General features: G+C 67.6%; 20 protein-coding genes and 1 pseudogene. 11 read left to right on the top strand and 10 right to left on the bottom strand.

Annotated elements, in window-relative coordinates; genetic code table 11:
• The first annotated feature begins 43 nt into the window (after nt 1–43).
• From kdgD to QFZ42_RS16140, 4 genes are all read left to right on the top strand, one after another.
• Nucleotides 44–955 carry a 5-dehydro-4-deoxyglucarate dehydratase gene (gene kdgD, locus QFZ42_RS16155; protein ID WP_307701919.1) on the top strand — a complete coding sequence of 304 codons (912 nt, stop codon included), beginning with the start codon at nt 44–46 and terminating at the stop codon, nt 953–955.
• A 44-nt stretch (nt 956–999) separates the two neighbouring features.
• Nucleotides 1,000–1,449: a nuclear transport factor 2 family protein gene (locus QFZ42_RS16150; RefSeq protein ID WP_307701918.1), complete on the top strand. Its 450-nt coding sequence runs from the start codon at nt 1,000–1,002 to the stop codon at nt 1,447–1,449.
• Nucleotides 1,450–1,480: 31 nt separating this feature from the next.
• Nucleotides 1,481–2,836 carry a glucarate dehydratase gene (gudD, locus tag QFZ42_RS16145; protein WP_307701917.1) on the top strand — a complete coding sequence of 452 codons (1,356 nt, stop codon included), beginning with the start codon at nt 1,481–1,483 and terminating at the stop codon, nt 2,834–2,836.
• Between the two features lie 84 nt (nt 2,837–2,920).
• Nucleotides 2,921–4,357 carry an aldehyde dehydrogenase family protein gene (locus tag QFZ42_RS16140; protein WP_307701916.1) on the top strand — a complete coding sequence of 479 codons (1,437 nt, stop codon included), beginning with the start codon at nt 2,921–2,923 and terminating at the stop codon, nt 4,355–4,357.
• A 36-nt stretch (nt 4,358–4,393) separates the two neighbouring features.
• On the opposite strand, the gene QFZ42_RS16135 is transcribed toward QFZ42_RS16140, so the two are convergent.
• Nucleotides 4,394–5,644: an MFS transporter gene (locus QFZ42_RS16135; RefSeq protein ID WP_307701915.1), complete on the bottom strand. Its 1,251-nt coding sequence runs from the start codon at nt 5,642–5,644 to the stop codon at nt 4,394–4,396.
• 73 nt (nt 5,645–5,717) lie between these two features.
• On the opposite strand from QFZ42_RS16135, the pseudogene QFZ42_RS16130 reads away from it, so the two are divergent.
• Nucleotides 5,718–6,557, top strand: a pseudogene (locus QFZ42_RS16130) (LysR family transcriptional regulator); the annotation flags it as partial.
• Nucleotides 6,558–6,606: 49 nt separating this feature from the next.
• On the opposite strand, the gene QFZ42_RS16125 reads toward QFZ42_RS16130, so the two are convergent.
• The gene (locus tag QFZ42_RS16125) at nt 6,607–8,166 is read right to left on the bottom strand and encodes an ABC transporter permease/substrate-binding protein (RefSeq protein ID WP_307701914.1); all 1,560 of its coding nucleotides are present in this window, start codon (nt 8,164–8,166) and stop codon (nt 6,607–6,609) included.
• Between the two features lie 113 nt (nt 8,167–8,279).
• Between QFZ42_RS16125 and QFZ42_RS16120 the strand changes: the two genes are divergently transcribed.
• Nucleotides 8,280–9,332: an ROK family protein gene (locus QFZ42_RS16120; protein WP_307701913.1), complete on the top strand. Its 1,053-nt coding sequence runs from the start codon at nt 8,280–8,282 to the stop codon at nt 9,330–9,332.
• Here QFZ42_RS16120 and QFZ42_RS16115 read toward each other — a convergent pair.
• The 5 genes from QFZ42_RS16115 to QFZ42_RS16095 form a co-directional block, all read right to left on the bottom strand.
• Nucleotides 9,329–10,876 (bottom strand): efflux transporter outer membrane subunit, encoded by a 1,548-nt coding sequence (locus QFZ42_RS16115; protein WP_307701912.1) that lies wholly within the window; start codon nt 10,874–10,876, stop codon nt 9,329–9,331. The two genes, QFZ42_RS16120 and QFZ42_RS16115, sit on opposite strands and share 4 nt — an antisense overlap.
• Before the next feature lie 15 nt (nt 10,877–10,891).
• The gene (locus QFZ42_RS16110; protein ID WP_307701911.1) at nt 10,892–12,010 is read right to left on the bottom strand and encodes an ABC transporter permease; all 1,119 of its coding nucleotides are present in this window, start codon (nt 12,008–12,010) and stop codon (nt 10,892–10,894) included.
• Nucleotides 12,011–12,023: 13 nt separating this feature from the next.
• Complete coding sequence (locus tag QFZ42_RS16105; RefSeq protein WP_307701910.1) at nt 12,024–13,160, bottom strand: ABC transporter permease; 1,137 nt, start codon at nt 13,158–13,160, stop codon at nt 12,024–12,026.
• Entirely contained in the window at nt 13,157–14,956 is a 1,800-nt protein-coding gene (locus QFZ42_RS16100) for an ATP-binding cassette domain-containing protein (RefSeq protein ID WP_307701909.1), read from the bottom strand. The genes QFZ42_RS16105 and QFZ42_RS16100 overlap by 4 nt, the downstream gene beginning before the upstream one ends.
• Before the next feature lie 156 nt (nt 14,957–15,112).
• Nucleotides 15,113–16,126: an HlyD family efflux transporter periplasmic adaptor subunit gene (locus tag QFZ42_RS16095; RefSeq protein ID WP_307701908.1), complete on the bottom strand. Its 1,014-nt coding sequence runs from the start codon at nt 16,124–16,126 to the stop codon at nt 15,113–15,115.
• Between the two features lie 101 nt (nt 16,127–16,227).
• On the opposite strand from QFZ42_RS16095, the gene QFZ42_RS16090 reads away from it, so the two are divergent.
• Nucleotides 16,228–16,959, top strand: coding sequence for a TetR/AcrR family transcriptional regulator (locus tag QFZ42_RS16090; protein ID WP_307701907.1), 732 nt, complete (start codon nt 16,228–16,230; stop codon nt 16,957–16,959).
• On the opposite strand, the gene QFZ42_RS16085 is transcribed toward QFZ42_RS16090, so the two are convergent.
• Genes QFZ42_RS16085 through QFZ42_RS16075 form a run of 3 tightly spaced genes read right to left on the bottom strand, consistent with a single transcriptional unit; the run spans nt 16,937 to nt 20,197 of the window.
• Nucleotides 16,937–18,316 carry a phospholipase D-like domain-containing protein gene (locus tag QFZ42_RS16085; protein ID WP_307701906.1) on the bottom strand — a complete coding sequence of 460 codons (1,380 nt, stop codon included), beginning with the start codon at nt 18,314–18,316 and terminating at the stop codon, nt 16,937–16,939. The genes QFZ42_RS16090 and QFZ42_RS16085 overlap by 23 nt on opposite strands.
• A 40-nt stretch (nt 18,317–18,356) precedes the next feature.
• Nucleotides 18,357–19,022: a glutathione S-transferase family protein gene (locus QFZ42_RS16080; protein WP_307701905.1), complete on the bottom strand. Its 666-nt coding sequence runs from the start codon at nt 19,020–19,022 to the stop codon at nt 18,357–18,359.
• Nucleotides 19,023–19,075: 53 nt separating this feature from the next.
• Nucleotides 19,076–20,197, bottom strand: coding sequence for a 5-methyltetrahydropteroyltriglutamate--homocysteine S-methyltransferase (locus QFZ42_RS16075; protein WP_307701904.1), 1,122 nt, complete (start codon nt 20,195–20,197; stop codon nt 19,076–19,078).
• A 144-nt stretch (nt 20,198–20,341) separates the two neighbouring features.
• On the opposite strand from QFZ42_RS16075, the gene QFZ42_RS16070 reads away from it, so the two are divergent.
• The 4 genes from QFZ42_RS16070 (at nt 20,342) to QFZ42_RS16055 (ending at nt 24,570) form a co-directional block, all read left to right on the top strand.
• Complete coding sequence (locus QFZ42_RS16070) at nt 20,342–21,448, top strand: aromatic ring-hydroxylating dioxygenase subunit alpha (RefSeq protein WP_307701903.1); 1,107 nt, start codon at nt 20,342–20,344, stop codon at nt 21,446–21,448.
• Nucleotides 21,445–22,218: a GntR family transcriptional regulator gene (locus QFZ42_RS16065; protein WP_307701902.1), complete on the top strand. Its 774-nt coding sequence runs from the start codon at nt 21,445–21,447 to the stop codon at nt 22,216–22,218. The genes QFZ42_RS16070 and QFZ42_RS16065 overlap by 4 nt, the downstream gene beginning before the upstream one ends.
• Before the next feature lie 40 nt (nt 22,219–22,258).
• The gene (locus QFZ42_RS16060) at nt 22,259–23,245 is read left to right on the top strand and encodes a PDR/VanB family oxidoreductase (RefSeq protein WP_307701901.1); all 987 of its coding nucleotides are present in this window, start codon (nt 22,259–22,261) and stop codon (nt 23,243–23,245) included.
• Nucleotides 23,246–23,394: 149 nt separating this feature from the next.
• Nucleotides 23,395–24,570, top strand: a complete 1,176-nt coding sequence (locus tag QFZ42_RS16055) for an ABC transporter substrate-binding protein (protein ID WP_307701900.1) — start codon at nt 23,395–23,397, stop codon at nt 24,568–24,570.
• Nucleotides 24,571–24,599 lie beyond the last annotated feature (29 nt).

Raw genomic sequence — 24,599 nt, 5'->3', positions numbered from 1 at the left:
TTTCTTTGATCTTTTCTTCCATCCTCACGCTTTCTTCATTCCTATGAACCCGCAAGAACTCAAATCCATCATGGGCTCCGGCCTGCTCTCGTTCCCCTTGACCGATTTCGACGCGAACGGCGACTTCAACAAAAGCAGCTACGAGAAGCGCCTCGAATGGCTCGCCCCCTACGGCGCGAGCGCGCTGTTCGCAGCCGGCGGCACGGGTGAGTTCTTCTCGCTGACCGGCGACGAGTACCCCGGCATCATCAAGACCGCGGTCGACACCTGCCGCGGCGTGGTGCCGATCATTGCCGGCGCCGGCGGTCCCACGCGCTTTGCCATCCAGTGCGCGCAAGCGGCCGAGAAGGCCGGTGCGCACGGCATCCTGCTGCTGCCGCACTACCTCACCGAAGCCGGCCAGGAAGGCCTGGCCGCGCACGTGGAAGCCGTGTGCAAGAGCGTGAAGTTCGGCGTGATCGTCTACAACCGCGCAACCAGCCGCCTGTCGCCCGACTCGCTGGCCGGCCTGGCCGAACGCAACCCGAACCTGGTCGGTTTCAAGGACGGCATCGGCGACATCGAAGCCATGGTCGCCATCTACCAGAAGATGGGCGACCGCTTCGCCTACCTGGGCGGCCTGCCCACGGCAGAAGTCTATGCAGCAGCCTACAAGGCCATGGGCACGCCGGTGTATTCGTCGGCTGTCTTCAACTTCATTCCGAAGACCGCGGTGCAGTTCTACGAAGCCGTGCGCGACGACGACATGGCCACCCAGCATCGCCTGCTGAAGAACTTCTTCATGCCCTACCTCGAGCTGCGCAACCGCACGCCGGGCTACGCCGTGAGCATCGTCAAGGCCGGTGCCAAGATCGTCGGCCATGACGCAGGCCCGGTGCGCGCGCCGCTCACCGACCTGAAGCCCGCCGAGATGGAGCAGCTGAAGGCGCTGATCGACGCGCTCGGCCCGCAGTAAACAGAACAGAACAGCCGAATCAACAACAACGGAGACAACGACACATGTTCATCAAGAAGCTTTTTCTCGTGGCCGCTTCGGCGGTCGTGTTCACCGGTTGCGCCATGATGCCCGCGGGTGGCGGCGCCTCGGCGGAGCCCGCGGTGGCCGCGGCCGCCGAGCGGCTGCGCGTGGCGATGATCGATCCGACCCCCGCCGCCCTCGGCGCGCTGGTGGCGGACGACCTGAGCTACGGCCATTCGGGCGGCCGCGTCGACACCAAGGCCAGCTTCATCGGTGACCTGGTTGCCGGCAAGTCGGACTTCGTCAGCATCGCCATCACCGAGCAGACCATCAAGGTGGTCGGCGGCGACACCGCCATCGTGCGTCATACACTGGCGGCCGATACTCTGGATTCGGGCAAGCCCGGCAAGGTGGCGCTGAAGATCCTCGGCGTCTGGCAGAAGCAGGGCGGCGACTGGAAGCTGCTGGCCCGGCAAGCCGTGCGCATCTAGCCTCCGGCCAGGCCCAGCAGGTTCCGCGCAAATGGCATTTTCAGCCTCTACTTCTGCCGTCTCCGGCGCGCCCGTCGTCACCGCCATGCGCGTGGTCCCCGTCGCGGGCCACGACAGCATGCTGATGAACCTGAGCGGGGCGCACGGCCCGTTCTTCACGCGCAACCTGCTGATCCTGACCGACAGCGCCGGCCACACCGGTGTCGGCGAAGTGCCCGGCGGCGAGAAGATCCGCCAGACGCTCGAAGATGCGCGTGGCCTCATCGTGGGCCAGCCCCTCGGCCGCCACAACGCCGTGCTCAACAGCCTGCGCAGCGCCTTCGCCAACCGCGACAGCGGCGGCCGCGGCCAGCAGACCTTCGACCTGCGCGTGACCATCCATGCGGTCACCGCGGTCGAGGCGGCGTTGCTCGACCTGCTGGGCCAGCACCTCGAAGTGCCCGTGGCCGCACTGCTCGGCGAAGGCCAGCAGCGCGACGCGGTGCAGATGCTCGGCTACCTGTTCTACGTGGGCGACCGCACCCAGACCGACCTGCCGTACCAAAGCGCCCCCGGCGCCGACAACGACTGGTTCCGCCTGCGCCATGAAGAAGCGATGACCCCTGAAGCCATCGTGCGCCTGGCCGAAGCCACCCATGCGCGCTACGGCTTTACCGACTTCAAGCTCAAGGGCGGCGTGCTGCGCGGCGAAGAAGAAGTCGAGGCCATCCGTGCGCTGCACGAGCGCTTTCCGCAGGCGCGCGTCACGCTCGACCCGAACGGCGGCTGGCTGCTGCAGGATGCCATTCGCCTGTGCCGCGACCTGCATGGCGTCATGGCCTATGCCGAAGACCCCTGCGGTGCCGAGGGCGTGTTCTCGGGCCGCGAAGTCATGGCCGAATTCCGCCGTGCCACGGGTCTCCCGACCGCCACCAACATGGTGGCGACCGACTGGCGCGAGATGGTCCACAGCCTCTCGCTGCAGTCGGTCGACATTCCGCTGGCCGACCCGCACTTCTGGACAATGCAGGGCTCGGTGCGCGTGGCGCAGCTGTGCCAGGCCTGGGGCCTGACCTGGGGTTCGCATTCGAACAACCACTTCGACGTGTCGCTGGCGATGTTCACGCATGTCGCGGCGGCCGCGCCGGGCAAGGTCACGGCCATCGACACGCACTGGATCTGGCAGGACGGCCAGCACCTGACGAAGGCGCCGCTGCAGATCGAGGGCGGTTTCGTGAAGGTGCCGACGCGTGGCGGACTGGGCATCGAGCTCGACATGGACGAGGTCGAGAAGGCGCATCAGCTGTACCTGAAGCACGGGCTGGGCGCGCGCAACGATGCGCAGGCCATGCAATACCTGATTCCGGGGTGGACTTTCGACAATAAAAAACCATGTCTGGTCCGCTGAGGGTTTAGTCTCCCGTTTCCATTTCCGCAGCCGGACACCCAGTGCCCGGCTTCTTTCTTTTCATCGAGCAGCAAGGAAAAACACATGCAAAACTTCGACAACCTGATCGGCGGCGAATGGCGCGCGGGCGCAAGCTACAGCCCCAACGTGAACCCCAGCAACCTGTCCGACGTGCTGGGCCAGTACACCCAGGGCGACGCCAGCCACGTCGATGCCGCCGTGGCCGCCGCCACCGCCGCCTTCCCCGCCTGGGCCACCGGCAGCATCCAGGCGCGCTCCGACGCCCTGGACAAGATCGGCACCGAAATCCTCGCGCGCAAGGAAGAGCTCGGCACCCTGCTCGCGCGTGAAGAAGGCAAGACCCGCGCCGAAGGCATCGGCGAAGCCACCCGCGCCGGCCAGATCTTCAAGTTCTTCGCCGGCGAATGCCTGCGCCTGTCGGGCGAGCTCGTGCCCTCGGTGCGCCCCAACATCGGCGTGGAAATCACCCGCGAACCCGTCGGCGTGGTCGGCCTCATCACCCCCTGGAACTTCCCCATCGCCATTCCGGCCTGGAAGATCGCCCCGGCCCTGGCCTTCGGCAACTGCGTGGTCCTGAAGCCCGCCGACCTCGTGCCCGGCAGCGCCTGGGCCCTGTCCGACATCATCAGCCGCTCGGGCATTCCGGCCGGCGTGTTCAACCTCGTGATGGGCCGCGGCAGCGTCATCGGCAATGCGCTGGTCAACCACCCCGGCATCCATGCCATCAGCTTCACCGGCTCGGTGGGCGTGGGCCGCAACATCGCCATCCAGTGCGTCACCAACCACAAGAAGGTGCAGCTGGAGATGGGCGGCAAGAACCCGCAGGTCATCCTGGACGACGCCGACCTGACGCAGGCCGTGGAACTCAGCGTGCAAAGCGCCTTCTATTCCACCGGCCAGCGCTGCACGGCCTCCAGCCGGCTGATCGTCACCGAAGGCATCTACCCGAAGTTCATCGAGGCGATGAAGGCCCGCATGGCCAAGATCAAGGTCGGCGATGCGCTGGCCCAGAGCACCGACATCGGGCCGGTCTCGTCCAAGTCGCAGCTCGACCAGGACATGGAATACATCGCCATCGGCAAGGGCGAAGGCGCCACGCTGGCCGCGGGCGGCGAGCTGCTGAAGCTGGAGACCGACGGCTACTACATGTCGCCGGCGCTGTTCAGCGAATCGGCAGCGGCCATGCGCATCAACAAGGAAGAGGTCTTCGGGCCGGTGGCGAGCGTGATCCGCGTGAAGAACTACGAAGAAGCGCTGGCCACGGCCAACGACACGGAGTTCGGCCTGTCGGCGGGCATTGCGACCACGAGCCTGAAGTACGCCACGCACTTCAAGCGCCACAGCCAGGCCGGCATGGTGATGGTGAACCTGCCCACGGCGGGCGTGGACTACCACGTGCCGTTCGGCGGGCGCAAGGGCTCGAGCTACGGCCCGCGCGAGCAGGGCAAGTATGCGCAGGAGTTCTTCACCACGGTGAAGACGGCGTACACGCTGGCTTGATGTTCTCCCGGCCGGGTGCTGCGCGCCCGGCCCTGGTCACTCGCTCTGCAGCGGGTGGCCGCTGCGCGCCATCGAGCGCCGCAGCCCCAGTGCAAGCAGCACACCCATCGCGCCCGCCAGGGCCACGATGACGGCCGCCGCAGGCCAGCCCAGCGAATCCACCGCACCGCCCACGATCACGGGGCCGATCATCTGGCCCAGGTTGCTGCCAAGCATGAGCAGGCCCATCGACATCGGTACCAGCCGCGCGCTGGGCGCCACGATGGGGGAGGTGCCGATCAGCGTGGCAGGAAGCAGGCCGCCCGCGCCCGAAAAAGCCAGGCACAGCAAGAACGCCGGCACCGCACCGAGCACCGGCAGGAAGATGCCGATGGCCGAGAGGCCCATCAACGCGCTGGCCACGGCTGCCAGCAGCCAGCGCGCCACGCCGCGCTTCAGCAGCACGCCGGCTGCCAGGTTGCCCGCCACATTGACGCAGCAGGCCACCGCGCTCAGCGATCCGGCGGCGGCCATGCCTACGCCCATCCGCTCGATCAGCAGCACCGGCAGGAAACTGAAGAGCGCGAAGAACTGCAGGCTGTAGATCACGAACGAGGCCGCGATCAGCGCCGGCGCGCCGGCTTTCGTGGTGGTGGCCGCATCGCGCGCCATGCTGCGCCATGACACCGGCGCGGCACTGGCAGTGGCGCCGCGCGGAATGCCGAGCAGCAGCAACACCGCGAGCAAGGCTGCGAGCGCGGCATTGCCCAGCCAGAAGCCGCGCCAGCCCTCGAGCAGCGAGCCACTGAACAGGGCAATCGCAATGCCGGTGGGCATGAAGCAGCTCCAGATCGCAAAGGCCAGGTCCTTGCCGCTGGACGCAACCATGCGCTGCAGCACCGACGGACCGGCAATGGTGATCAGCACAAAACCCAGGCCCTCGACAACGCGGCCGGCCAGCAGCACTGCCACGCTGTTTGCCAACGCGCCCGCCGTGCTGCCGGCGGCAATGGCCAACAGCCCGGCGAGCACCATGCGCTTGTCACCGGCGCGCGCGACCCATGCACCGACCGGCACGGCGCCGGCCACGCCCAGCAGCGAGAACATCGCCATCAGCCAGCCCACCATCGAGAGGTCGAGGCCGAAATCGGCGCGCAATTGCGGCACCGCGATGGCGACCTTGCCGACCTGGAGAGAGGCCACCACCCCGGCGGCCACCACCAGCGCCACGCCGCGCCAGTGCGTCGAAGAAGACGAGAGGGGAAGGGTGGCGGGCGGTGCGCCGGCCATTTCGAATTGCTTCTGCATGCCGCCACTTTGCGGCGAATGCATGATCAATGAAAGCGAATAATATCGGCCAAGTCAATCGATTGAAAAGATCATGCTGGACATCCTCACGCTCAGCCAGATGCAGATGTTCGTCGCGGTGGCGGACGCCGGCAGCTTTCGCGCCGGTGCCGCACGGCTGCACAGGGTGCAGTCGGCCGTGAGCCATGCCATCGCCAATCTCGAAGAGCAGCTCCAGGTGCGGCTCTTCGACCGCTCCGGCCACAAGCCGGTGCTCACGCCCACGGGCAAGGCGCTGCTCGGCGACGTGAGAGTCATCCTGTCGAAGGTCGAGGCGCTGCGCTCGCGTGCGCAGGGCATCGAGCAAGGCATCGAAATCGGGTTGGCAATCGCGGTCGACACGCTCTTTCCGCCGGATCTTCTGGCGAGCGCACTGCGCGGCATGCATGCGATCTATCCGAGCATTGCCATTCGCGTGGAATACAGCTCGATGGGCGGCACCATCGATGCATTGAATTCAGGGCGGTGCGATCTGGCCATTGCCGCCTTCGGCCACGCCGACGAAAAAATCAGCCGCGAATTCCTGATGCAGCTTCATACGCTGGCGGTGGCCGCGCCTTCGCACGCGCTGGCCGCCCATGCAGGGCGGCATGGTGCCAAGGGACTGGACGCCGCCGCGGCGGAGCACGTGCAGATCGTGGTGGAAGACCCGAGCACGCTGAGCCAGGGCTACGACATCGACGTGCTCTCGCCTTCGACCTGGCGCGTGACCGACATGTACGCCAAGCTCGCACTGCTGCGCGCGGGCCTGGGCTGGGGAAAGATGCCGTCGTGGCTGGTGGCCGACGACCTGGCGGCCGGAACGCTGGTGCATTTGCCGATGAGCCGCATCGGCCCGGAAGGCGCAACGAGCCAGCCATGCCATTTTTGCCACCGTGCCGACAAGACACTGGGCGCAGGCGCCGCGCTGCTGCGCGAACGCCTCATGGCGGAAGCGAAGACGATGGCGGCGCCCGGCGCCGGCGGCGCATCAGCATCTCCACGAGCTCGAAAACCCCCTCGCTCAGCAGCGCCAGCGCCGCGGCCGGCAGCGCGCCCGCCAAAAGCAGCTCGCGGTCGTTGAGCGCCAATCCGGTCACGATGCGTTCGCCGAAGCCGCCCGCGCCGATAAAAGCCGCGATGGTCGCGGTGCCGATGGCAATGGCGGTGGCCGTTCGCACGCCCGCCAGCAGCGTAGGCAACGCAAGCGGCAGCAGCACCAGCCGAAGACTCTGCGGCGGCGTCATGCCGAGGGCGGTGCCCGCCATGCGCAGGCCATTCGGCACTTCGGCCAGGCCCGTCACCGTGTTGCGCATGATCGGCAGCAGCGAATAGAGCGTGAGCGCAATCAGCGCCGGCAGCGCGCCGATGGCGCCGAGCAGCGAGATGAGCACCGCCAGCAATGCCAGCGAGGGCACGGTCTGCAGAATGCTCGCCATACCGAGCACCAGCGCACGCAGCCGCAGATGCGGAAACACCAGGATGGCGAGCGGCACGCCGATCAGGATCGCGACGCCTACCGACACCGCCACCAGCACCAGGTGCTGCCGCGTGAGCTTCCAGAGGTCGGGCCCGAACAGCTTCGCGGTGAAGCCGCGCCGGGGCTCCTGGGACTGAGCAGCCTTGCCGCCGCTGCCCGCGCTGGCGAGGAAGTCGCGCGCAATCGCATCGAACGGCACGCTCTGCAACTCGGCGCGCGCATTCATCGCAATCATCGCGCGCTCGTCGATGCGGCCTTCGAGCGCCTGCAGTGCGGCCCAGGCCTTGGGCAGCCGCGTCGGCAGGTCGAGGCGGTACAGCAGCACGGCGTCATAGCGTGGGAAGTACTTTTTGTCGTCCTCGAGCACGCGCAGGCCCAGATGATCGATCTTGGCGTCGGTGGTGTAGATGTCGATCGCGTCGATCTGCTTCGCGGCCACGGCTTCGTAGGCCAGGCCGTGGTCGAGGCCGGTCGGCGTCTGCGTGAAGCCGTAGCGCGCGGCAAGTCCCTTCCAGCCGTCGGCGCGGCCGATGAACTCGTTCGACAGCCCGAGCTTGAGCTCAGGGTGTTTCGCGAGGTCGCTCAGCGTGCGCAGGCCGATCCGTTCGGCATCGGCCGCGCGCACGGCCAGCGCATAGCCGTCGTTGAAACCCAGCGGAACGGCCACGCCCAGGCCCATCGGCGCGAGCGCCGCGTTCATGGCCTCGCGCGTTTCGGCCGGCGAGCCCTTGAGGATCTCGAGTGCGATGGTGCCGGTGTACTCGGCATAGACGTCGATGGCACCCGAACGCAGCGCCTCGTAGACGATGGCGGTGTTGCCCAGCCCCTGCCGCACGACCGGCGGCGATGCGGTGTGCGGCGCTGCTGTCTGCGCCAGCAGCTCGGCCAGAATGTACGACTCGGTAAAGCGCTTGGAACCGACACGCAGCGTCCCGTCGGCCGGCTGCGCCGATGCGGTGGCGCCGAGCCAGGCGAGAGCGAACAACAGCCAGGCGGCGCGCAGGATGCGATGGGGCAGGTGCATCGGGGGCCAGTGTATAGAGATCGAAGGCGGCCGGGTGCACCCGCCAATCTCCTACAAACCTTGGTGCGCGCTACCGATGCCTTGTAGAAGCGGACTCATCCATATTGGCTGCCATGAACAAGAAAACCCACCTCTTGCCCGGCCCTGACGTTCACGGCCTGCGCGAGCTTCCGGGGCTGCGGGTGGAGGGCTACAGCCTGCAACTGCGCGACCAGGATGGCTTCGTCGGCGACCAGGCGAGCCAGACCGCGTTCAGGGAGCTGCTCGAACGCTGGCGCAAGCGCCGCCGCAAGACCGGCACCGATCCCTTGGGAAAGGAACACTCGCGCGACCTCAGCAAGAAGCAACTGGACCGCGTGCTGAAGAAGCCCTCGGACGCCGGCGACCTGATGCACGGCGCCATCGAGGAGTTTGCCGAAGAACTGGCCTTGGTGATCCAGCGCTTCACGCGCCAGCCTTCATGGAAGAAGGTAGAGCGCATCGTCGTGGGCGGCGGCTTCACCGAAAGCGACGTGGGCGAGCGCGCCATCCTGCAGACCGGGGCCATCCTCGAGGAGATGGGCGTGCATGTTCAGCTGGCGCGGCTGTCGCACGAGGTCGACGACGGCGGCCTGATCGGCTGGGTGCACCTGACGCCGCCGGCCATGCTGAAGAAGCACGACGCCATCCTGGCCGTGGACATCGGCGGCACCAACGTGCGCTGCGGCATCGTGAAGACGCGCCGGCGCAAGGCGGCCGACCTTTCGCGTGCCAAGGTGGTGCGGCGCGAGAAATGGCGCCATGCGGACGACAGCCCCAACCGCACCGACATGGTCGAGCGCATCGCGGCCATGCTCGAGGACATGGTTCGCTATTGCGAACGCAAAGACATCAGCCTGGCGCCGTTCATCGGCATCGCCTGCCCCGGATTGATCCGCAAGGACGGCTCGATCGAGCGCGGGACGCAGAACCTGCCCGGCGACTGGCAAAGCCGCGCGTTTCACTTGCCCAGCGCGCTGTGGCGCCGCATGCCCATGATCGGTTCCGGCCCCACGCTGATACTGATGCACAACGACGCGGTGGTGCAGGGCCTGAGCGAACTGCCCTTCATGCGCGACGTCTCCCACTGGGGCGTGCTGACCATCGGCACGGGCCTCGGCAACGCGAGCTTCACCAACACCTTCTAGCCAGGGGCGGCTCCGGCCGAAGGTGGCATGCCGCCGCCCAGCGCCTTGTAGACGGCCACCATGTTCACTGCCAGCCGGCTCGTGCTCTGCACGCGGTCGCGCCGAGCCTGCAGCAACGTGCGGCGCGCGTCGAGTTCGATACCGAAGTCCGTAAGGCCGTTGGCATAGCGCGCATGCGCCAGCGTGAGCGCGTCGACGCTGTTGCGCTCGCGCTCGACCAGTTCGGCATGGCGCTGGCGTTCGGCGGTATAGGCGCTGAGTGCCGAATCGATTTCGTGCCACGCCTTGAGCACGGTCTGCTGAAAGGCCACCGCCGCTTCCTGCTGCTGCAGTTCGCGCACGGTTACCGTGCTCCGGCGCCGCCCGTTGTCGAAGATCGGCAGGCTGATGGACGGGCCGACATGCCACTGCCGGCTGCCCCATTCGCCAAACCGTTCGCTGCCCACCGATTCGTAGCCGAAGCCGGCACCCAGAGTCACGCGTGGATAGAGCTCGGCCACGGCCACGCCGATGCGTGCGGTGGCGGCATGCAACTGCGCCTCGGCTGCCGCGATGTCGGGGCGGCGCCGCGCCAGGTCGGAGGGCAGTCCCAGCGCCAGGTCGGGCAGAGGTGGCGTTTGCAGCGCGTCGAGTGGGTCGCCTGGCCGATCGGCCGGCGGCGCGAGTTCGGCGTTCAGCGCACCAGGCGATGTGCCGGTCAGCAGCGTGATCTGGTTCATGGCCTGCACCTCCTGCTGCAGCAGCACCGGAAGGCGCGCCTTGAGCTCGGCCAGTTGCGTGCGCTGCCGCGTGGGGTCCAGGTCGGTCACCAGGCCGCCATTGGCGCGGGCCTGCACCAGTTCAAGCGATTCGGCCGCGGCCGCAATGTCGGCGCGTGCGAGGCGAAGTTCACGCTGCGCACCACGCAGCTCGAAGTAGCTGCGTGCCACTTCGGCATGCACGCTGAGCTGGGCCTGCCGAAGAAGTGACATCGATGCGCCGGTGTCTGCATCGGCGGCTTCGATGCTGCGGCGCACGCGGCCCCACAGATCGATTTCCCACGACGCATCGAAGCCGGCCTGATACAGGTCGTAGGGCTCGCTGAGCGTGCGAATCAACTGGTCGCGGTTGGCCACCGACGGGCCCAGCGCATCGATCATCCGCGTGGCGGCGCCGGTCTCGCTTTGCCGCTGCCGGTTGACGGCGCCACTGGCATTGAGTTGCGGGCCCTGCTGCGCTGCCGCCGCCGTGCGCTGGGCGCGGCTTTGCGCAAAACGCAGGGCGGCGGTCTGCAGGTCGTGGTTGGCCGCGAGCGCAAGCGCCTGCAAGCGGTCGAGCAGCGGGTCGTTGAAGGCTTTCCAGTCGCCCGATGCGACGGCCGAAGGCGCCGCATTCCGCTCGGCGCCCAGGAGCGCCAGCGAGCCGCCATGCCATGCGGACCAATCGGCAGGCGCCTGCGCCTGTGCGGGCCGGTGGTCGGGCCCCACGGCACACCCGGCAAGAAGAAGCGCAAGCGCGGAATAGCGGAAGGAGAACAAGGAGTAGGGGGTTCGTGATGCGGACATGCAAAGCTCCCGGGTTCAGACCAGGCGATGGCGAAACAGCCAGGCTGCCAGCGGCAGCGTGACAAGGGCGATGATCGACAGCGGGATCAGGTTGTGCCACACCGTGGCCAGGCCCACGCCCTCGAGGTACACGCGCTGCACCAGGTCGATCGCAAAGCGCAGCGGGTTGGCCGTGGTGATCACCTGCAGCACGTGCGGCATGTTGCGCACCGGCGTGGTCAGGCCCGACAGAAGCATCATCGGCATCAGCAGCACGAAGGTGTAGAGCATGGCCTGCTGCATGTTGGCCGACACCGCCGAGATCGAGAGGCCGATGCCCACGCTGGCCACCGTGAAGAACACCAGCCCGGTATAGAGCGTGGCCAGCGAGCCCGCCATCGGAATGCCGAACCAGAACAGGGCCACCAGCAGGATCAGCGTCGCTTGCGCAAGGCCGACCAGCACCGGCGGCAGCGCCTTGCCGATCATGATTTCGAGCGGCGACATCGGCGTGACCAGCAGTTGGTCGAAGGTGCCTTGCTCGCGCTCTCGCGCGACGGAGAGTGCGGTGAGCAGCAGTGTCTGCAGCATGCTGAGCGCGGCGATCAGGCCGGGCAGCAGGTTCCAGCGCGTCTGGAGGTTCGGGTTGAACCAGGCGCGCGATTCGATGGTGAGCGGGGCGGGCGGCGCACCGGCGCGCGCACGCAGCTCGGCGTTGTAGCGCTCCACCACCGCGCTCACGTAGCCGGCCGCAGAGCCCGCGGTGTTGGAGTTGCGCGCATCCAGAATCAGCTGGATGGCCGCGGGCCGGCCCGCGCTGAGCTGCTGTTCGAAGTCCGGCGCAATCTGGATCACCAGCAGCGCCTTCTCGGTATCGATCACCTCGCGGATGTCGGCCTGCGTGCGCAGCGTGGCCACGCGATGAAAAACACCAGTGCTGTCGAGGTGCGCGATCAGTTCCGTCGCGGCACCCGCACGGCTCTGGTCGAGCAGCGCATAGGGCACGTTCGAAAGGTCGTACGTGGCGCCGTACCCGAAGATGAGGCTTTGCATGATCGCGGGAACGAACAGGATCACGCGGCTTGCCGGGTCCTTGAAGATGGCGAGCAGTTCTTTCCTGCAGAGGTTGGCGATGCGCAGCAGAAAGTCGGTCATGGCGTGCCGTCCTTCAGTCGAGGCGCTTGCGCGTGACGGCGTGGGCGAGCAGCAGCAGGCCCACGGCATAGGCCACCAGGACTGCGCAGTTGCGCCAGATCAGCGGCCAGACATCGCCCGCGAGGAACAGCGTCTTGATCAGGTCCATGAAGTAGGTGGCCGGCAGCACGTGGCCGATCACGCGCACGGCGACGGGCACGTTGCGCAGGTCGAACAAAAAGCCCGACAGCATCATCGAAGGCATGAAGGTGGCAATCAGCGCCACCTGGCTCGCGAGAAACTGATTGCGCGTGACCGACGAGATCACGAGGCCCAGGCTCACCGCCACGATCAGGTAGAGCATGGAGCTGAGCACCACCGCGAACAGCGAGCCGACCATCGGCACCGCGAACAGGAAGCGCGCGGCCAGCAGGCACAGCGCGAGGCCCAGCATGCCGACCGCGAAATACGGAATGATCTTGGCCAGCAGTATTTCCACCGGCCGTACCGGCGTGACGAACAGCGCCTCGAGCGTGCCGCGCTCCCATTCGCGTGCCATCACCAGCGCGGTGAGAAATGCGCCCACCAGCGTCATGATGAGCACGATGAGGCCGGGCACCAGGTACCAGGTGCTGGTGTTCGCGGTGTTGAACCACATGCGCTGCTCCACGGTCACGCGGCCGATGGCGGGGGCGTCTGCGCCGCCGGTGCGTCCGCCGCGGTCGGCCTGCCGTATGGCCGTTTGCGCGAGAGCAGCGCTCACATAGGACTGGATGATGGTCGCGCGCCCGGCATCGGCGCCATGCACGATGAGCTGCACGCGCGCATTGCCCGCTGCCAGAGAGCGCGAGAAATCGGAGGGCACGCGCACGATGCCGTCGATCTTGCGGTCGTGCATCAACGCCTCGGCGTCGTGCATGGAGCCCAGCAGCACCGGCGCGATCGAGGGCGAAAGTTGCAGGCCGGCCATGGCCTCGTGCGCGGCGGGCGAAGGGTCTTCGAGCACCACGCCCACCGGCGCGTTCTTCACGTCGAGCGACATGCCGTAGCCGAAGATCAGGATCAGCACCATCGGCAGCAGGATGCCGATGGCCAGGTTGCTGCGGTCGCGCAGCAGCTGGCGAAACTCCTTGCGCGTGAGCGAGATGAGGCGGGTCCAGAAGCCGCTCATGCCGGGGCTCCTTCGGGTTGCCTGGGGGCGTTCTCCTTGCCCTCGCGGCGCGCCTTCTCGACGATGCCGATGAAGGCCTGCTCCATGTCGATGCGCTTTTCACTGTCGCCGCCGTCGAGCGCCTGCATGCGCACTTCCCGCGGCGTGCCGATGGCCAGCACCTTGCCCGCATCCTGGATCACGATGCGGTCGCAGTACTCGGCCTCTTCCATGAAGTGGGTCGTGATGACGACGGTGGTGCCGCCTTCGGCCAGCGCCGTGATACGGCGCCAGAACTCGCGGCGCGCGAGCGGGTCGGCGCCGCTGGTGGGCTCGTCGAGAAACAGGATCTCGGGCTCGTGCAGCAGGCCCGTGGCCATGGCCAGGCGCTGCCTGTAGCCGCCGGGCAACTGACCGCTCGGCACGTCGAGTTCACGATCGAGGTCGAACTGGCGCAGCACCGTGTCCATGCGGTCGCGCAGCCGTTGGCCGCGCAAGCCGTAGGCGCCGCCGTAGAACGAGAGGTTCTCGCGCACCGTGAGGTTGCCGTAGAGCGCGAACTTCTGCGAGACGTAGCCGATGCGCTGGCGGGCTTGCGCGCGCGCATGGCGCAGGTCGACGCCGGCCACGCGCAGCTGGCCGCCGCTCGCGGGAAGCAGGCCGCAGAGCATGCGAAAAGTGGTGGTCTTGCCCGCGCCGTTGGGCCCGAGCAGGCCGAAGATCTCCCCGCGCCGCACCGAGAAGCTGGTGCTCGCCACGGCCACGAAATCGCCGAAGCGGCGCACCAGGTCTTTCACCTCGATGACGACTTCGCCGGGTTCGCCTGTAGCGCGGCTGGTCGTCGTGGCTGCGTTGCTGCCCGGCGCAGGCGTGTGCTGCGTGCGCAGCAGCGTCATGAAGCCGTCTTCGAGCCGCGGCGGCACGGGCTCGGCGCGCGCGCCGGCCAGCAGCGCCGCAAGCGCCGCATCGTCCGTGCCCTGGCGGCGGATGAAGTGCACTTCGCCGCCTTGCGGCACGGCATCGACGATGTCCTGCCGCGCATCGAGCAGGCGGGCCTGCATCAGGCGCGGTGCCTCGTCGTTCGGCGGTGCGGCGACAAAGCACATGCCTTGCGCACGGTCGCGAATCTCGGCCGGCGTGCCGTCTGCGAGCAGCTGCCCTTCGCGCAGCACGAACACATGGCTGCAGCGCTCGGCCTCGTCGAGGTACGCGGTGCTCACGATGACCGACAGCTTTTCCTCGTCGACCAGCTGCTGCACGATCTGCCAGAGCTCGCGCCGCGAGAGCGGATCGACGCCCACGGTGGGTTCGTCGAGCAGCAGCAGGTCGGGCGAGCGCACCAGCGTGCAGGCCAGGCCGAGCTTCTGCTTCATGCCGCCCGAGAGCTTGCCCGCGGGCCGGGCAGTGAAGCGGCCGAGGTCGGTCATTTCCATCAGCCGCGCATAGCGCTCGCGGCGATGGCTGCCCGACACGCCATGCAGGTCGGCATACAGGTCGAGGTTCTCCTGCACGCTCAGGTCGTCGTACAGGCCGAAGCGCTGGGGCATGTAGCTGATGCGGTCCTGCACTGCCTGCGGGGCGGCCGACACGTCGATGCCGAGCACGCGCAGCTCGCCTTCATCGGCGCGCATCAAGCCGGCCATCAGGCGCAGCAGCGTGGTCTTGCCGGCGCCGTCGGGGCCGACCAATGCGGTGAGGGTGCCGGCGGGTACTTCGAGCGACACGTCGTTGAGCGCGCGTACGGGTGTCTTCGACGCCTTGACCGTGAAGCGCTTGTGCAGCGAGCGTCCGCTGACGGCCGGCTCATTGCACGGCATTCAACGTCCCTCCGAGCATGCGGCCTCGCTCCTTCCCCTTCCGGGGGAAGGTTAGGATGGGGGCAGGGCAGAGCGCTCGATAGACACGCCGCTTGCCCCCCCAGCCCTCCACCGGAAGGGGAGGGAGCCTTGCGCAACGTCGGTCGATGAGGTCTGTCATCGCGGCTTGCCGTTCGAAGGCAGCTGCAGCCGCACGGTCGCCGGCATGCCGAGCCGCAGGCGGTCTTCCTTGTCGTCGACCATCACGCGGATTTCGTAGACCAGGCTGCTGCGCAGTTCCTCGGTCTGCACCGTCTTGGGCGTGAACTCCGCCACCGACGAGATGTAGCCCACCTTGCCCGCGACCGGCTGGCCGGGCTGGCTGTCGGTGGTCACGCTGGCGTCCTGGCCTGGCCGCACGCGGCCGAGGTCGGGTTCGGCCACATAGGCGCGCACCCACTTGGGATCGGTGATCGCGAGCGTGAAGGCCGGGCGCTGCGGCGAAGCCATGTCGCCGGGCTCGAGCAGGCGGGCGCGCACCACGGCGTCGATGGGCGCCTTCAGTTCGGCCTCGGCGAGCTGGTGGTTCATGAGCGCCATATCTGCGCGCGCGGATTCGAGCTGGGCCTGCGCCTGCGCGATGTCTTCCTTGCGCGGGCCGGTCACGACGAGCTGCTGCGCCCTGCGCGCGTTGTCCAGCTGCGCCAGCGCCACCTTGCGGCGGGCCTGCGCACTGTCGAGGTCTTGCTGGCTCACGGCGCGGCCGGCCGTGCTCTGGCCGATGGCCTGCAGGCGCGCGAGCTGCTGCTGCGCCAGGTCGGCGTCGGCCTGTACCGCGGCCACCTGCGCCCGGGCCTGTGCCAGTTCCTCGGGGCGGCTGCCGGTCTTCAGGCGCAGCAGGGCTTGCTCCTGCACGCCGATGCGCGCCTGCGACTGCGCCAAGCGCAGCACGAGCGAGCGGGTGTCGAGCTTGCCGAGCAACTGCCCGGCGCGCACGCGGTCGCCTTCGCGCACAGCGAGTTCGGCGACGCGTTCGTTGGCATTGAAGGCAAGCAAGACCTGGCGTATGTCGACGTTGCCGTAGAGCACGAGCTGGTCGGGCGGCGCGGCCGAACGATGGAGGTACCACCAGCCGCCCGCCGCGGCAGCCAGCACCACGGCGGCAGCGGCTATGAGAGGTTTCTTGTTCATGAGGGCGGGCTCCTGCCGGTTTCCAGATCGGAATACGGCCGGATGTTATCAAATTGAAATTTGAATTTGAAGTAATTTTTCAATTCGATTAACCTCGGGCCATGGTTTCCCGCTCTTCCAGCACCCGTTCTTCCGGCACCCGCCCTGCCGCCCCGCGCCAGGCCGCACCGCGCACCGAGCGCACCGACGGCAGCACCACGCGCCTGCACATCCTCGAAACCGCGGGCCAGCTGTTTGCCGAACGCGGCTTCGCCGAGAGCACCAGCAAGGAAATCTGCACCCGCGCCGGCACCAACATGGCGGCCGTCAACTACCACTTCGGCAGCAGGGACGGGCTCTACGAGGCGGTGCTGATCGAGGCGCACCGCCAGCTCGTGAGCATCGACGAACTGGTCAGCCTGGCCAGCGTGCCGACCGACCCGCGACTCAAGCTGCGCACGTTTCTCGCCCACCTGGTCGAACTGGGCAGCCAGCCCAAGGCGCCTTGGGGATTTCGGGTGGTGCTGCGCGAGGCGCTGTCGCCGTCGCCGGCCATGCCGGTGTTGATCCGGCGGGCGGTGCTGCCCAAGGCCAAGCTGATCCGGGGCTTGATCGGCGGCATCATGGGCTTGCCCGACGACCATCCGTCGGTGCAGCGGGCCATGCTGTTCGTGGTGCTGCCCTGCATCGTGATGACGGTGGCGCCGAAGGACCTGCGCAACGAAGTGCTGCCGGCCCTCAAGAACACCGAAGGCCTGTCGGACGACCTGATGCGCTACGTCTTTGCCGGCCTCGACGCCATCGCGAAGGAGGCCAAGGCCACCACGCCGGCTAAAGCTGGAAAGCGACGGTGAGCAACAGCCCCTCGGCCACGTCGCGCAGCAGGCCGGGCCGCCGCGCGCGGTAGGGCTCGCCCGCCGAGGCCGTGGTCTCGATCCACTCGGCCAGCCAATCGATTTCGCGCGGGCCGTAGAACACCACGGCCGCCTCGTGGTTGAGCAAGAGGCTGCGCAGGTCGAGGTTGATGGAGCCGCACAGGGCCAGCTCGTCGTCGACCACCACGGCCTTGGCGTGCGCCATGAAGGGCAGCATGCGAAAGCTCACGCCCGCGCGGGCCAGGTCGCGCATGGCGCGGGCGCGCACGAAATCGGCGAGGCGGTGGTTCGACCGCGCGGGCATCGCGATGGTCACCTGCACGCCGCGCCGCGCGGCCAGCCGCAGCGCATCGCGCAGCCCGTCGCCGGGAACGAAGTAGGGGGTGACGGCCAGCACGCGGTGCTCGGCGCGAAAACACGCGTCGATCAGCAGCGCATGGGCGGTGTCCTCGGTCTGGTCGGGGCCGCTGGGCAGGAACTGCGCCATGGCGCTGTCCGGGCTTTCCTCCACGTCGTCGGCCGTGATGGCGCGTGGCTTGCGCCCGCGCACCGAGCTCCAGTCGTGGTCGAACTGGCGCGCCGCCGCGGCGGCCACGCTGCCGCGCAGGTCGAACGACAGGTCGGGCCAGGCTTCGGGGTACTTGTCGCTGCCGCTGAAGTATTCGCCCGCGAGGTTGCGCCCGCCGGACCACAGCCAGCCGTCGTCGGCAATGGTGAACTTGCGGTGGTTGCGCAGGTTGCGCGGTCCGATGCGCCGCAGGCTGAAGAAAGGGCGGAACACGGCGACTTCGCCGCCCGCGGCGCGCAGCAGGCGGATCTGCCGGCGTGGCAGCGTCAGCGCGCCGAAGCCGTCGAGCAGCACGCGCACCTTGATGCCCTCGCGCGCACGCTCCGCCAGCCGCTCGATGACCGCGCGGCCCAGCGTGTCGTCGCCGATGATGAAGGTGCCTACGTCGATGCGCTCGCGGGCGCCGTCGATCACCTGCCACAGCGCCTCGCGCGCGGCCTCGCCGTCGGCGTGCAGGCGAATCGCGCAGCGCCCCGGCGGCGCGAGGCCGAAGCTCTCGATCAGGTCGGCCGCCCAGTGGCCCGGTGGTACCGAGCGCGGCGGCCGCGGCGAGCCCGCGGGGCGCAGTTTGCGCTGCCCGAACAGCAGGTACATCGGCAGGATGACGTAGGGCATCAGCACCAGTCCCATCACCCACGCAATGGCCGTGGTGGGGGCGCGCTGCTCGCGGCGCGCGCGCGTGGTCAGCACATAGACCAGCAGCGCAAAGGTGACGACAAGAAAATGCTGGGACGGTGAGGGGAGCCAGTCGAAACTCGTGTTCGGCATGCGGCAATGATGCCTGAGGACCGGGTGGCGCCGCCAGCGATCAGCGCGGCATCAGGAACGAGGCCACGTCGCGCCCTTCCGAGGCCAGGAAGCGCATCATCGGATCGACCACCGTTCGCACCGCGGGCCGCTCGCCCATGCGGCTGCGCCAGGCCAGGAGCCTCGGCGTGGTCTCGGCCATGCGGGCGCCCTTGCGGTCGGCAAAGATGCAGGCCATGTAGAAGGCGATGTCGGCGAACGAGTACGGGCCCGCGAGGTACTCGCGCGCGGCCAGCAGGCCTTCCATCTCGTCGTAGTAGCGCGCGCAGCCGGCGCAGGCCGCGACCGCCGCAGCGCTCTGCATGTCGTGCTGCAGGCCGAAGAGCTTGATCACGTGAGGAAAAAAGACCTCGTCCGACTTCTGCTCGAGTTGCCGTGCGCGGGCCCGCTCGGCAATGCCTTCGGGCCACAGCCGAGGGGTGGGGTAGCGGTCTTCGAGGTATTCGAAGATCTGCGTCGAGTCGAAGAGCTCGACATCGCCGTCGATCAGCACCGGCACCTGCTGCTTGACGGGGTTGATGCGCAGCACCTCGGGATGCTTGGGCTCGTAGGCATCGTCCTTGGTGAACGGCACCATCACCAGCTCGAAGTCGATGCCTTTTTCGAGCGCGGCGATCTGCACCTTCGCGCCGAACATGCTGAGGGGGCCTGAGTAGATGGTCGTCATGTTGCCAATTTGACCAGAAGGGGGGCGCCCAGGCCTTCCGCCGGGCCGCTATTTCAGGCGGAGCCCCAGACCTCTTGTGCGGTCTCCACGACCAGCCGCAGCTTGCTGCGCTGTGCTTCCACCGCGATGTTGTTGCCGTGCACCGTGCTCGAGAAGCCGCACTGCGGCGAGAGCGCGAGCTGCTCCAGCGGCGCGTACTTGGCGGCGTCCTCGATGCGGCGCTTGAGCTCGTCCTTGTCTTCCATCTGGCCGAACTTGGTGGTCACCAGGCCCAGCACCACGGTCTTGCCCTTGGGCAGGTAGCGCAGCGGCTTGAAGTCGCCCGAGCGGGCGTCGTCGTATTCCATGAAGTAGGCGTCGAGGTCCATCTCCTTCAGCAGCGCCTCGGCGACCGGCTCGTAGTTGCCGGCCGCGGCGTGGGTGCTCTTGAAGTTGCCGCGGCACAGGTGCATGGCCAGCAGCATGCCCGGCGGCTTCTGCGCCACCACCTTGTTGATGAATGCGGCATAGCGGTGGGGCAGTTCGTTCGGATCGTCGCCGCGCTTGCGGGCGGCTTCGCGCATGTGCTCGTCGCACAGGTAGGCCAGGTTGGTGTCGTCCATCTGCACATAGGTGCAGCCGGCCGCAGCGAGCGAGCGCAGTTCGTCGCCGTATGCATTGGCCACGTCGTCGTAGAACACCGGGTCGAGCTCGGGATACGCGTCGCGGCTGATGCCGGCGCGGCCGCCGCGGAAGTGCAGCATGGTCGGCGAGGGAATGGTCACCTTCGGCGTGCGGCCGGCCGAAACCTGGCTCTTCAGGTACTGGAAGTCGGCCAGCTGGATGTCCTTGACGTGGCGCACCTTGTCGATCACGCGCATCGCGGGCGGCGCCAGTTCCTCGGTGCCGTCGGGCTTGCGGATGGTGACCGGAATGTCGGTCTTCACGCCGCCGAGCTGGTCGAGAAAGTCGATGTGGAAGTACGTGCGGCGGAATTCGCCGTCGGTGATGCTCTTCAGGCCGATGTCTTCCTGGAACCGGACGATCTCGGTAATGGCCTTGTCTTCGACCTTGCGCAGCTGCTCGGGCGTGATCTCGCCCTTGGCGTTCTGCTCGCGCGCTTTGAGCAGGTATTTGGGACGCAGAAAACTGCCGACGTGGTCGTAGCGGGCGGGCAGGGCGGCGTGCTGGGACATGGAAATCTCCGTCATGGCTGTAAACGAATCGAACATCGTATCGCCTTGGAAACTGGCGTATGTGTATACATAGACCCTAGTATTTACCCTCGATTTGGCGATATCCAGTTGAGTATTCTCGATTTCTGTATACATTGGGTATTCATGAAAACGCCCACGACCGCCTTTCCTTTGAACGCCTGGTATGCCGCCGCCTACGACGTCGAAGTGCGTCATGCGCTGCTGCCGCGCACCATCTGCAATGAAAAACTGGTGCTGTTCCGCCGTACCGACGGTCAGGTGGCCGCGCTCGAAGACGCCTGCTGGCACCGGTTGATGCCGCTGTCGCTAGGCAAGCTCGAAGGCGACGAACTGGTGTGCGGCTACCACGGCCTGGTCTACAACAGCCAGGGCCGCTGCACCCACATGCCGAGCCAGGAAACGCTGAACCCTTCGGCCTGCGTGCGCAGCTTCCCGGTGGTCGAGAAACACCGCTTCGTCTGGATCTGGCCCGGCGACCCGGCCAAGGCCGACCCGGCGCTGGTGCCCGACATGCACTGGAACGACGACCCGGCCTGGGCCGGCGACGGCAAGATGATTCGGGTGGCCTGCGACTACCGCCTGGTGGTCGACAACCTCATGGACCTGACGCACGAGACCTTCGTGCACGGCTCGTCCATCGGCAACCGCGAGGTGGCCGAGGCGCCTTTCGTCGCGACGCACGGCGACCGCTCGGCCACTGTGACGCGCTGGATGGAGAACATCGATGCGCCGCCGTTCTGGGGCGGCCAGATCCGCCATGCGCGCGGCTACACCGGCAAGGTCGACCGCTGGCAGATCATCCGCTTCGAGGGGCCGTGCACCGTGAACATCGACGTCGGCGTGGCCGAGGCGGGCAGCGGTGCGGTACCGAAGGACGGCAACCCCGGCGACCGCAGCAAGGGCGTGAACGGCTACGTGCTCAACACCATCACGCCCGAGACCGACAAGACCTGTCTCTACTTCTGGGCCTTTGCGCGCAACTATTGCCTGGGGGAACAGCGCCTCACGCACGAGCTGCGCGAAGGCGTGGCCGGCATCTTCCGCGAGGACGAGATCGTGCTCGAGGCGCAGCAGAAAGCCATGGACGAGCGGCCCGACCACCAGTTCTACAACCTCAACATCGACGCCGGTTCGATGTGGGCGCGCCGGCTGATCGATCGCATGGTCGAGAAGGAAAAGCCCGCGCGCGCCGCGATCCCGATCCGCCCCGTCGAGAAGCACGCCGCATGAAAGTCACAGCCGTATCTCCCGTCGAGCCCGGCGACGGCGGCAGCTCGCAGGCCGTGAAGGCGCAGCTGCGGTTGCGCGAAATGATCTTGGCCGGCGAACTGCCGGGTGGTGCGCGCATCGCCGAAGTGGCCATCTCCGAGCAGCTCGGCGTCTCGCGCACGCCGGTACGCAGCGCGCTCATGCGGCTGGAGCAGGAGGGCCTGCTCGAGGCGCTGCCCAACGGCGGCTATGCGGTGCGCACTTTCTCCGAGCGCGACGTGGCCGATGCCATCGAGCTGCGCGGCACGCTCGAAGGCCTGGTGGCCCGGCTCGCGGCCGAGCGCGGCGCGGCGCCGGTGGTGCTGCGCGAGGCGCGCGCCTGTCTGGCACGCATCGACGAACTGCTGCGCGAACCGGCGCTGGACGACGCGGCGTTCTCGCGCTATGTCACGCACAACGAGAAGTTCCATTCGCTGCTGTGCGAGATGGCGGCGAGCCCGGTCATCGCGCAGCAGCTCGAGCGCGTGATCAACCTGCCGTTCGCATCGCCCTCTGGCTTCGTCATCGTGCAGGCCAATTCGCCCGCCGCGCGCGACATGCTCGTCATCGCGCAAGACCAGCACCTGCAGGTGCTCGATGCCATCGAGGCCGGCGAAGGCTCGCGTGCCGAAGCGTTGATGCGCGAGCACAGCCGCATCGCGCGGCGCAACCTGCGCGATGCGCTGCACGGCACGCCCAGCGCCGAACAGCGCCCGCTGCCCGGCGTGCAACTGATTCGCCGGCCCGGCTGAGCGGCCGCTTTCCTTTCCTTCCTGTTGGTGTTGTTCCCCGATGAAAAGCGATCTTCAATGGATGCAGGCGCAGGTCGTTGCGCTGCGCGACGTCACGCCCACCGTGCGCGAGTTCGAACTGCGGCCCGAGCCGGGTTTTGCCGCCACGTACGAACCGGGTTCGCACCTGCAGGTGCAGGTGATGGCAGCCGGGGGCAAGCTGCAGACGCGCTCGTACTCGCTGGTGGGCGAGGGCGACGGCCAGTGCTGGCGCATTGCCGTCAAGCGGCTCGACGACGGCCGTGGCGGTTCGCTCGCGATGTGGCGCCTGGCCGAGGGGGACCGGCTGCAGGTGAGCGCACCGCAGAACCACTTCGCGCTCGACCTCTCGGCGACCGGCTACCTGTTGGTGGCGGGCGGCATCGGTATCACGCCGCTGGTGCTGATGGCCGAGCGCCTCGGCGCGCACGCACAGCGCAGCGGCGTGCCCGTGAAGATGCTCTACGGCGCGCGCCATGCCGGCGAGCTCGCGTACCTCGATCGGCTGCGCGAAGCGCTGGGCGACGAGGTCGTGGCGCATGAGGGCGCGGCAGCCATCGACTTTGCGGCCGCCATCGCCGCGCTGCCGCCCGGCGGCCAGCTCTATACCTGCGGACCCGTGCCCATGCTCGAAGCCGTCAAGCGCGCCTGGCAGGCGGCGGGCCGTGCCCCGGCGGACCTGCGCTTCGAAACTTTCGGCAGCAGCGGCCGCCTCCCCACGCAAGCCTTCACAGTGCGCATTCCGCGGCACGACCTGGCGATCACCGTGCCGGCCGATTGCACTTTGCTCGATGCGCTCGACGCCGCCGGTGTCCAGACCCTATGGGACTGCAAGCGCGGCGAGTGCGGCCTTTGCGCCATGGACGTGCTCGCGGTCGATGGCGAAATCGACCACCGCGACGTGTTTCTGAGCGAACACGAGAAGCAGGCGACCACCCGCATCTGCGCCTGCGTGTCGCGCGCCGTGGGTACCCTCACGCTCGATTCCGCGTACCGGCCCGACCACTGAAAAGCACTCTGCGCGATCATCGCGCAGTTCATTTGTTCATCGCGCAACAAAGGCCGGCCGAGGGCCGGAGTAGGTGATTGCCTGCTCCGCCGGATATTGCAAAGTGTTGAAGAATGGCCCCGGTTCCGCATTCCAAGGAAAACCTCATCATGCAAAGACGTCACCTCATCCAGACCGCAGGCCTCACGGCGCTTGCGCTTTCCATGTCGCTCGCCAGCGCACAGGACAACAACAAATTCAAGATCGGCCTGATCCTGCCCATGACGGGGCAGCAGGCGTCTACCGGCCGGCAGATCGAAGCGGCCGCGCGGCTGTACATGGCGCAGAACGGCGACACTGTCGCGGGCAAGAAGATCGAGCTCATCATCAAGGACGACGTGGCCACGCCCGATGTCACCAAGCGCCTCGCGCAGGAACTCATCGTCAACGACAAGGTGAACGTGATCGCCGGCTTCGGCGTCACGCCGGCCGCGCTGGCCGCCGCGCCGCTGGCCACGCAGTCGAAGACGCCGCAGGTGGTGATGGCCGCCGCCACGTCGAGCATCACCGAAGCCTCGCCCTACATCGTGCGCTCGAGCTTCACGCTGCCGCAGGTGTCGGTGGCCATGGGCGACTGGGCGCCGAAGAACGGCGTGAAGACGGTGGTCACGCTGGTGGCCGACTACGGCCCGGGCAACGACGCCGAGAAGTTCTTCAGCGAGCGCTTCCAGCTCAACGGCGGCAAAGTCATCGAGAAGCTGCGCGTGCCGCTGCGCAACCCCGACTTCGCGCCGTTCTTGCAGAAGGTGCGCGACGCCAAGCCCGATGCGCTGTTCGTCTTCGTGCCTTCGGGCGCCGGCGCGGCCGTGATGAAGCAGTTCCTCGAGCGCGGCATGGACAAGGCGGGCATCAAGATGATTGCCACCGGCGACGTGACCGACGACGACCAGCTCAACGACATGGGCGATGGCGCGCTCGGCGTGGTCACCTCGCACCACTACTCGGCCGCGCACCCTTCGGCCGCGAACAAGAAGTTCGTAGAGGCCTTCCAGAAGGCCAACCCGAAGATGCGCCCCAACTTCATGGCCGTGGGCGGCTATGACGGCATGCGCGTGATCTACGAGGCGCTCAAGGCGACCAAGGGGCAGGGTGGCGGTGATGCGCTGCTGGCCGCCATGAAGGGCCAGATCTTCGAGAGCCCGCGCGGCCCGGTGTACATCGATGCGCAGACGCGCGACATCGTGCAGGACGTGTACCTGCGCAAGGTCGAGAAGAAGGACGGGCAGCTCTACAACGTCGAGTTCGATGTGATCGAGGGCGTGAAGGATCCGGGCAAGGCGAAGTAACTGGCTTCAGGGCGGCGCACCCGCCGACG

It is taken from the genome of Variovorax paradoxus (genome assembly GCF_030815855.1).
GTDB lineage: Bacteria > Pseudomonadota > Gammaproteobacteria > Burkholderiales > Burkholderiaceae_C > Variovorax > Variovorax paradoxus_M.
Note: the sequence above shows the minus strand (reverse complement) of the source record. Positions and strands in the feature narration are given on the sequence as shown.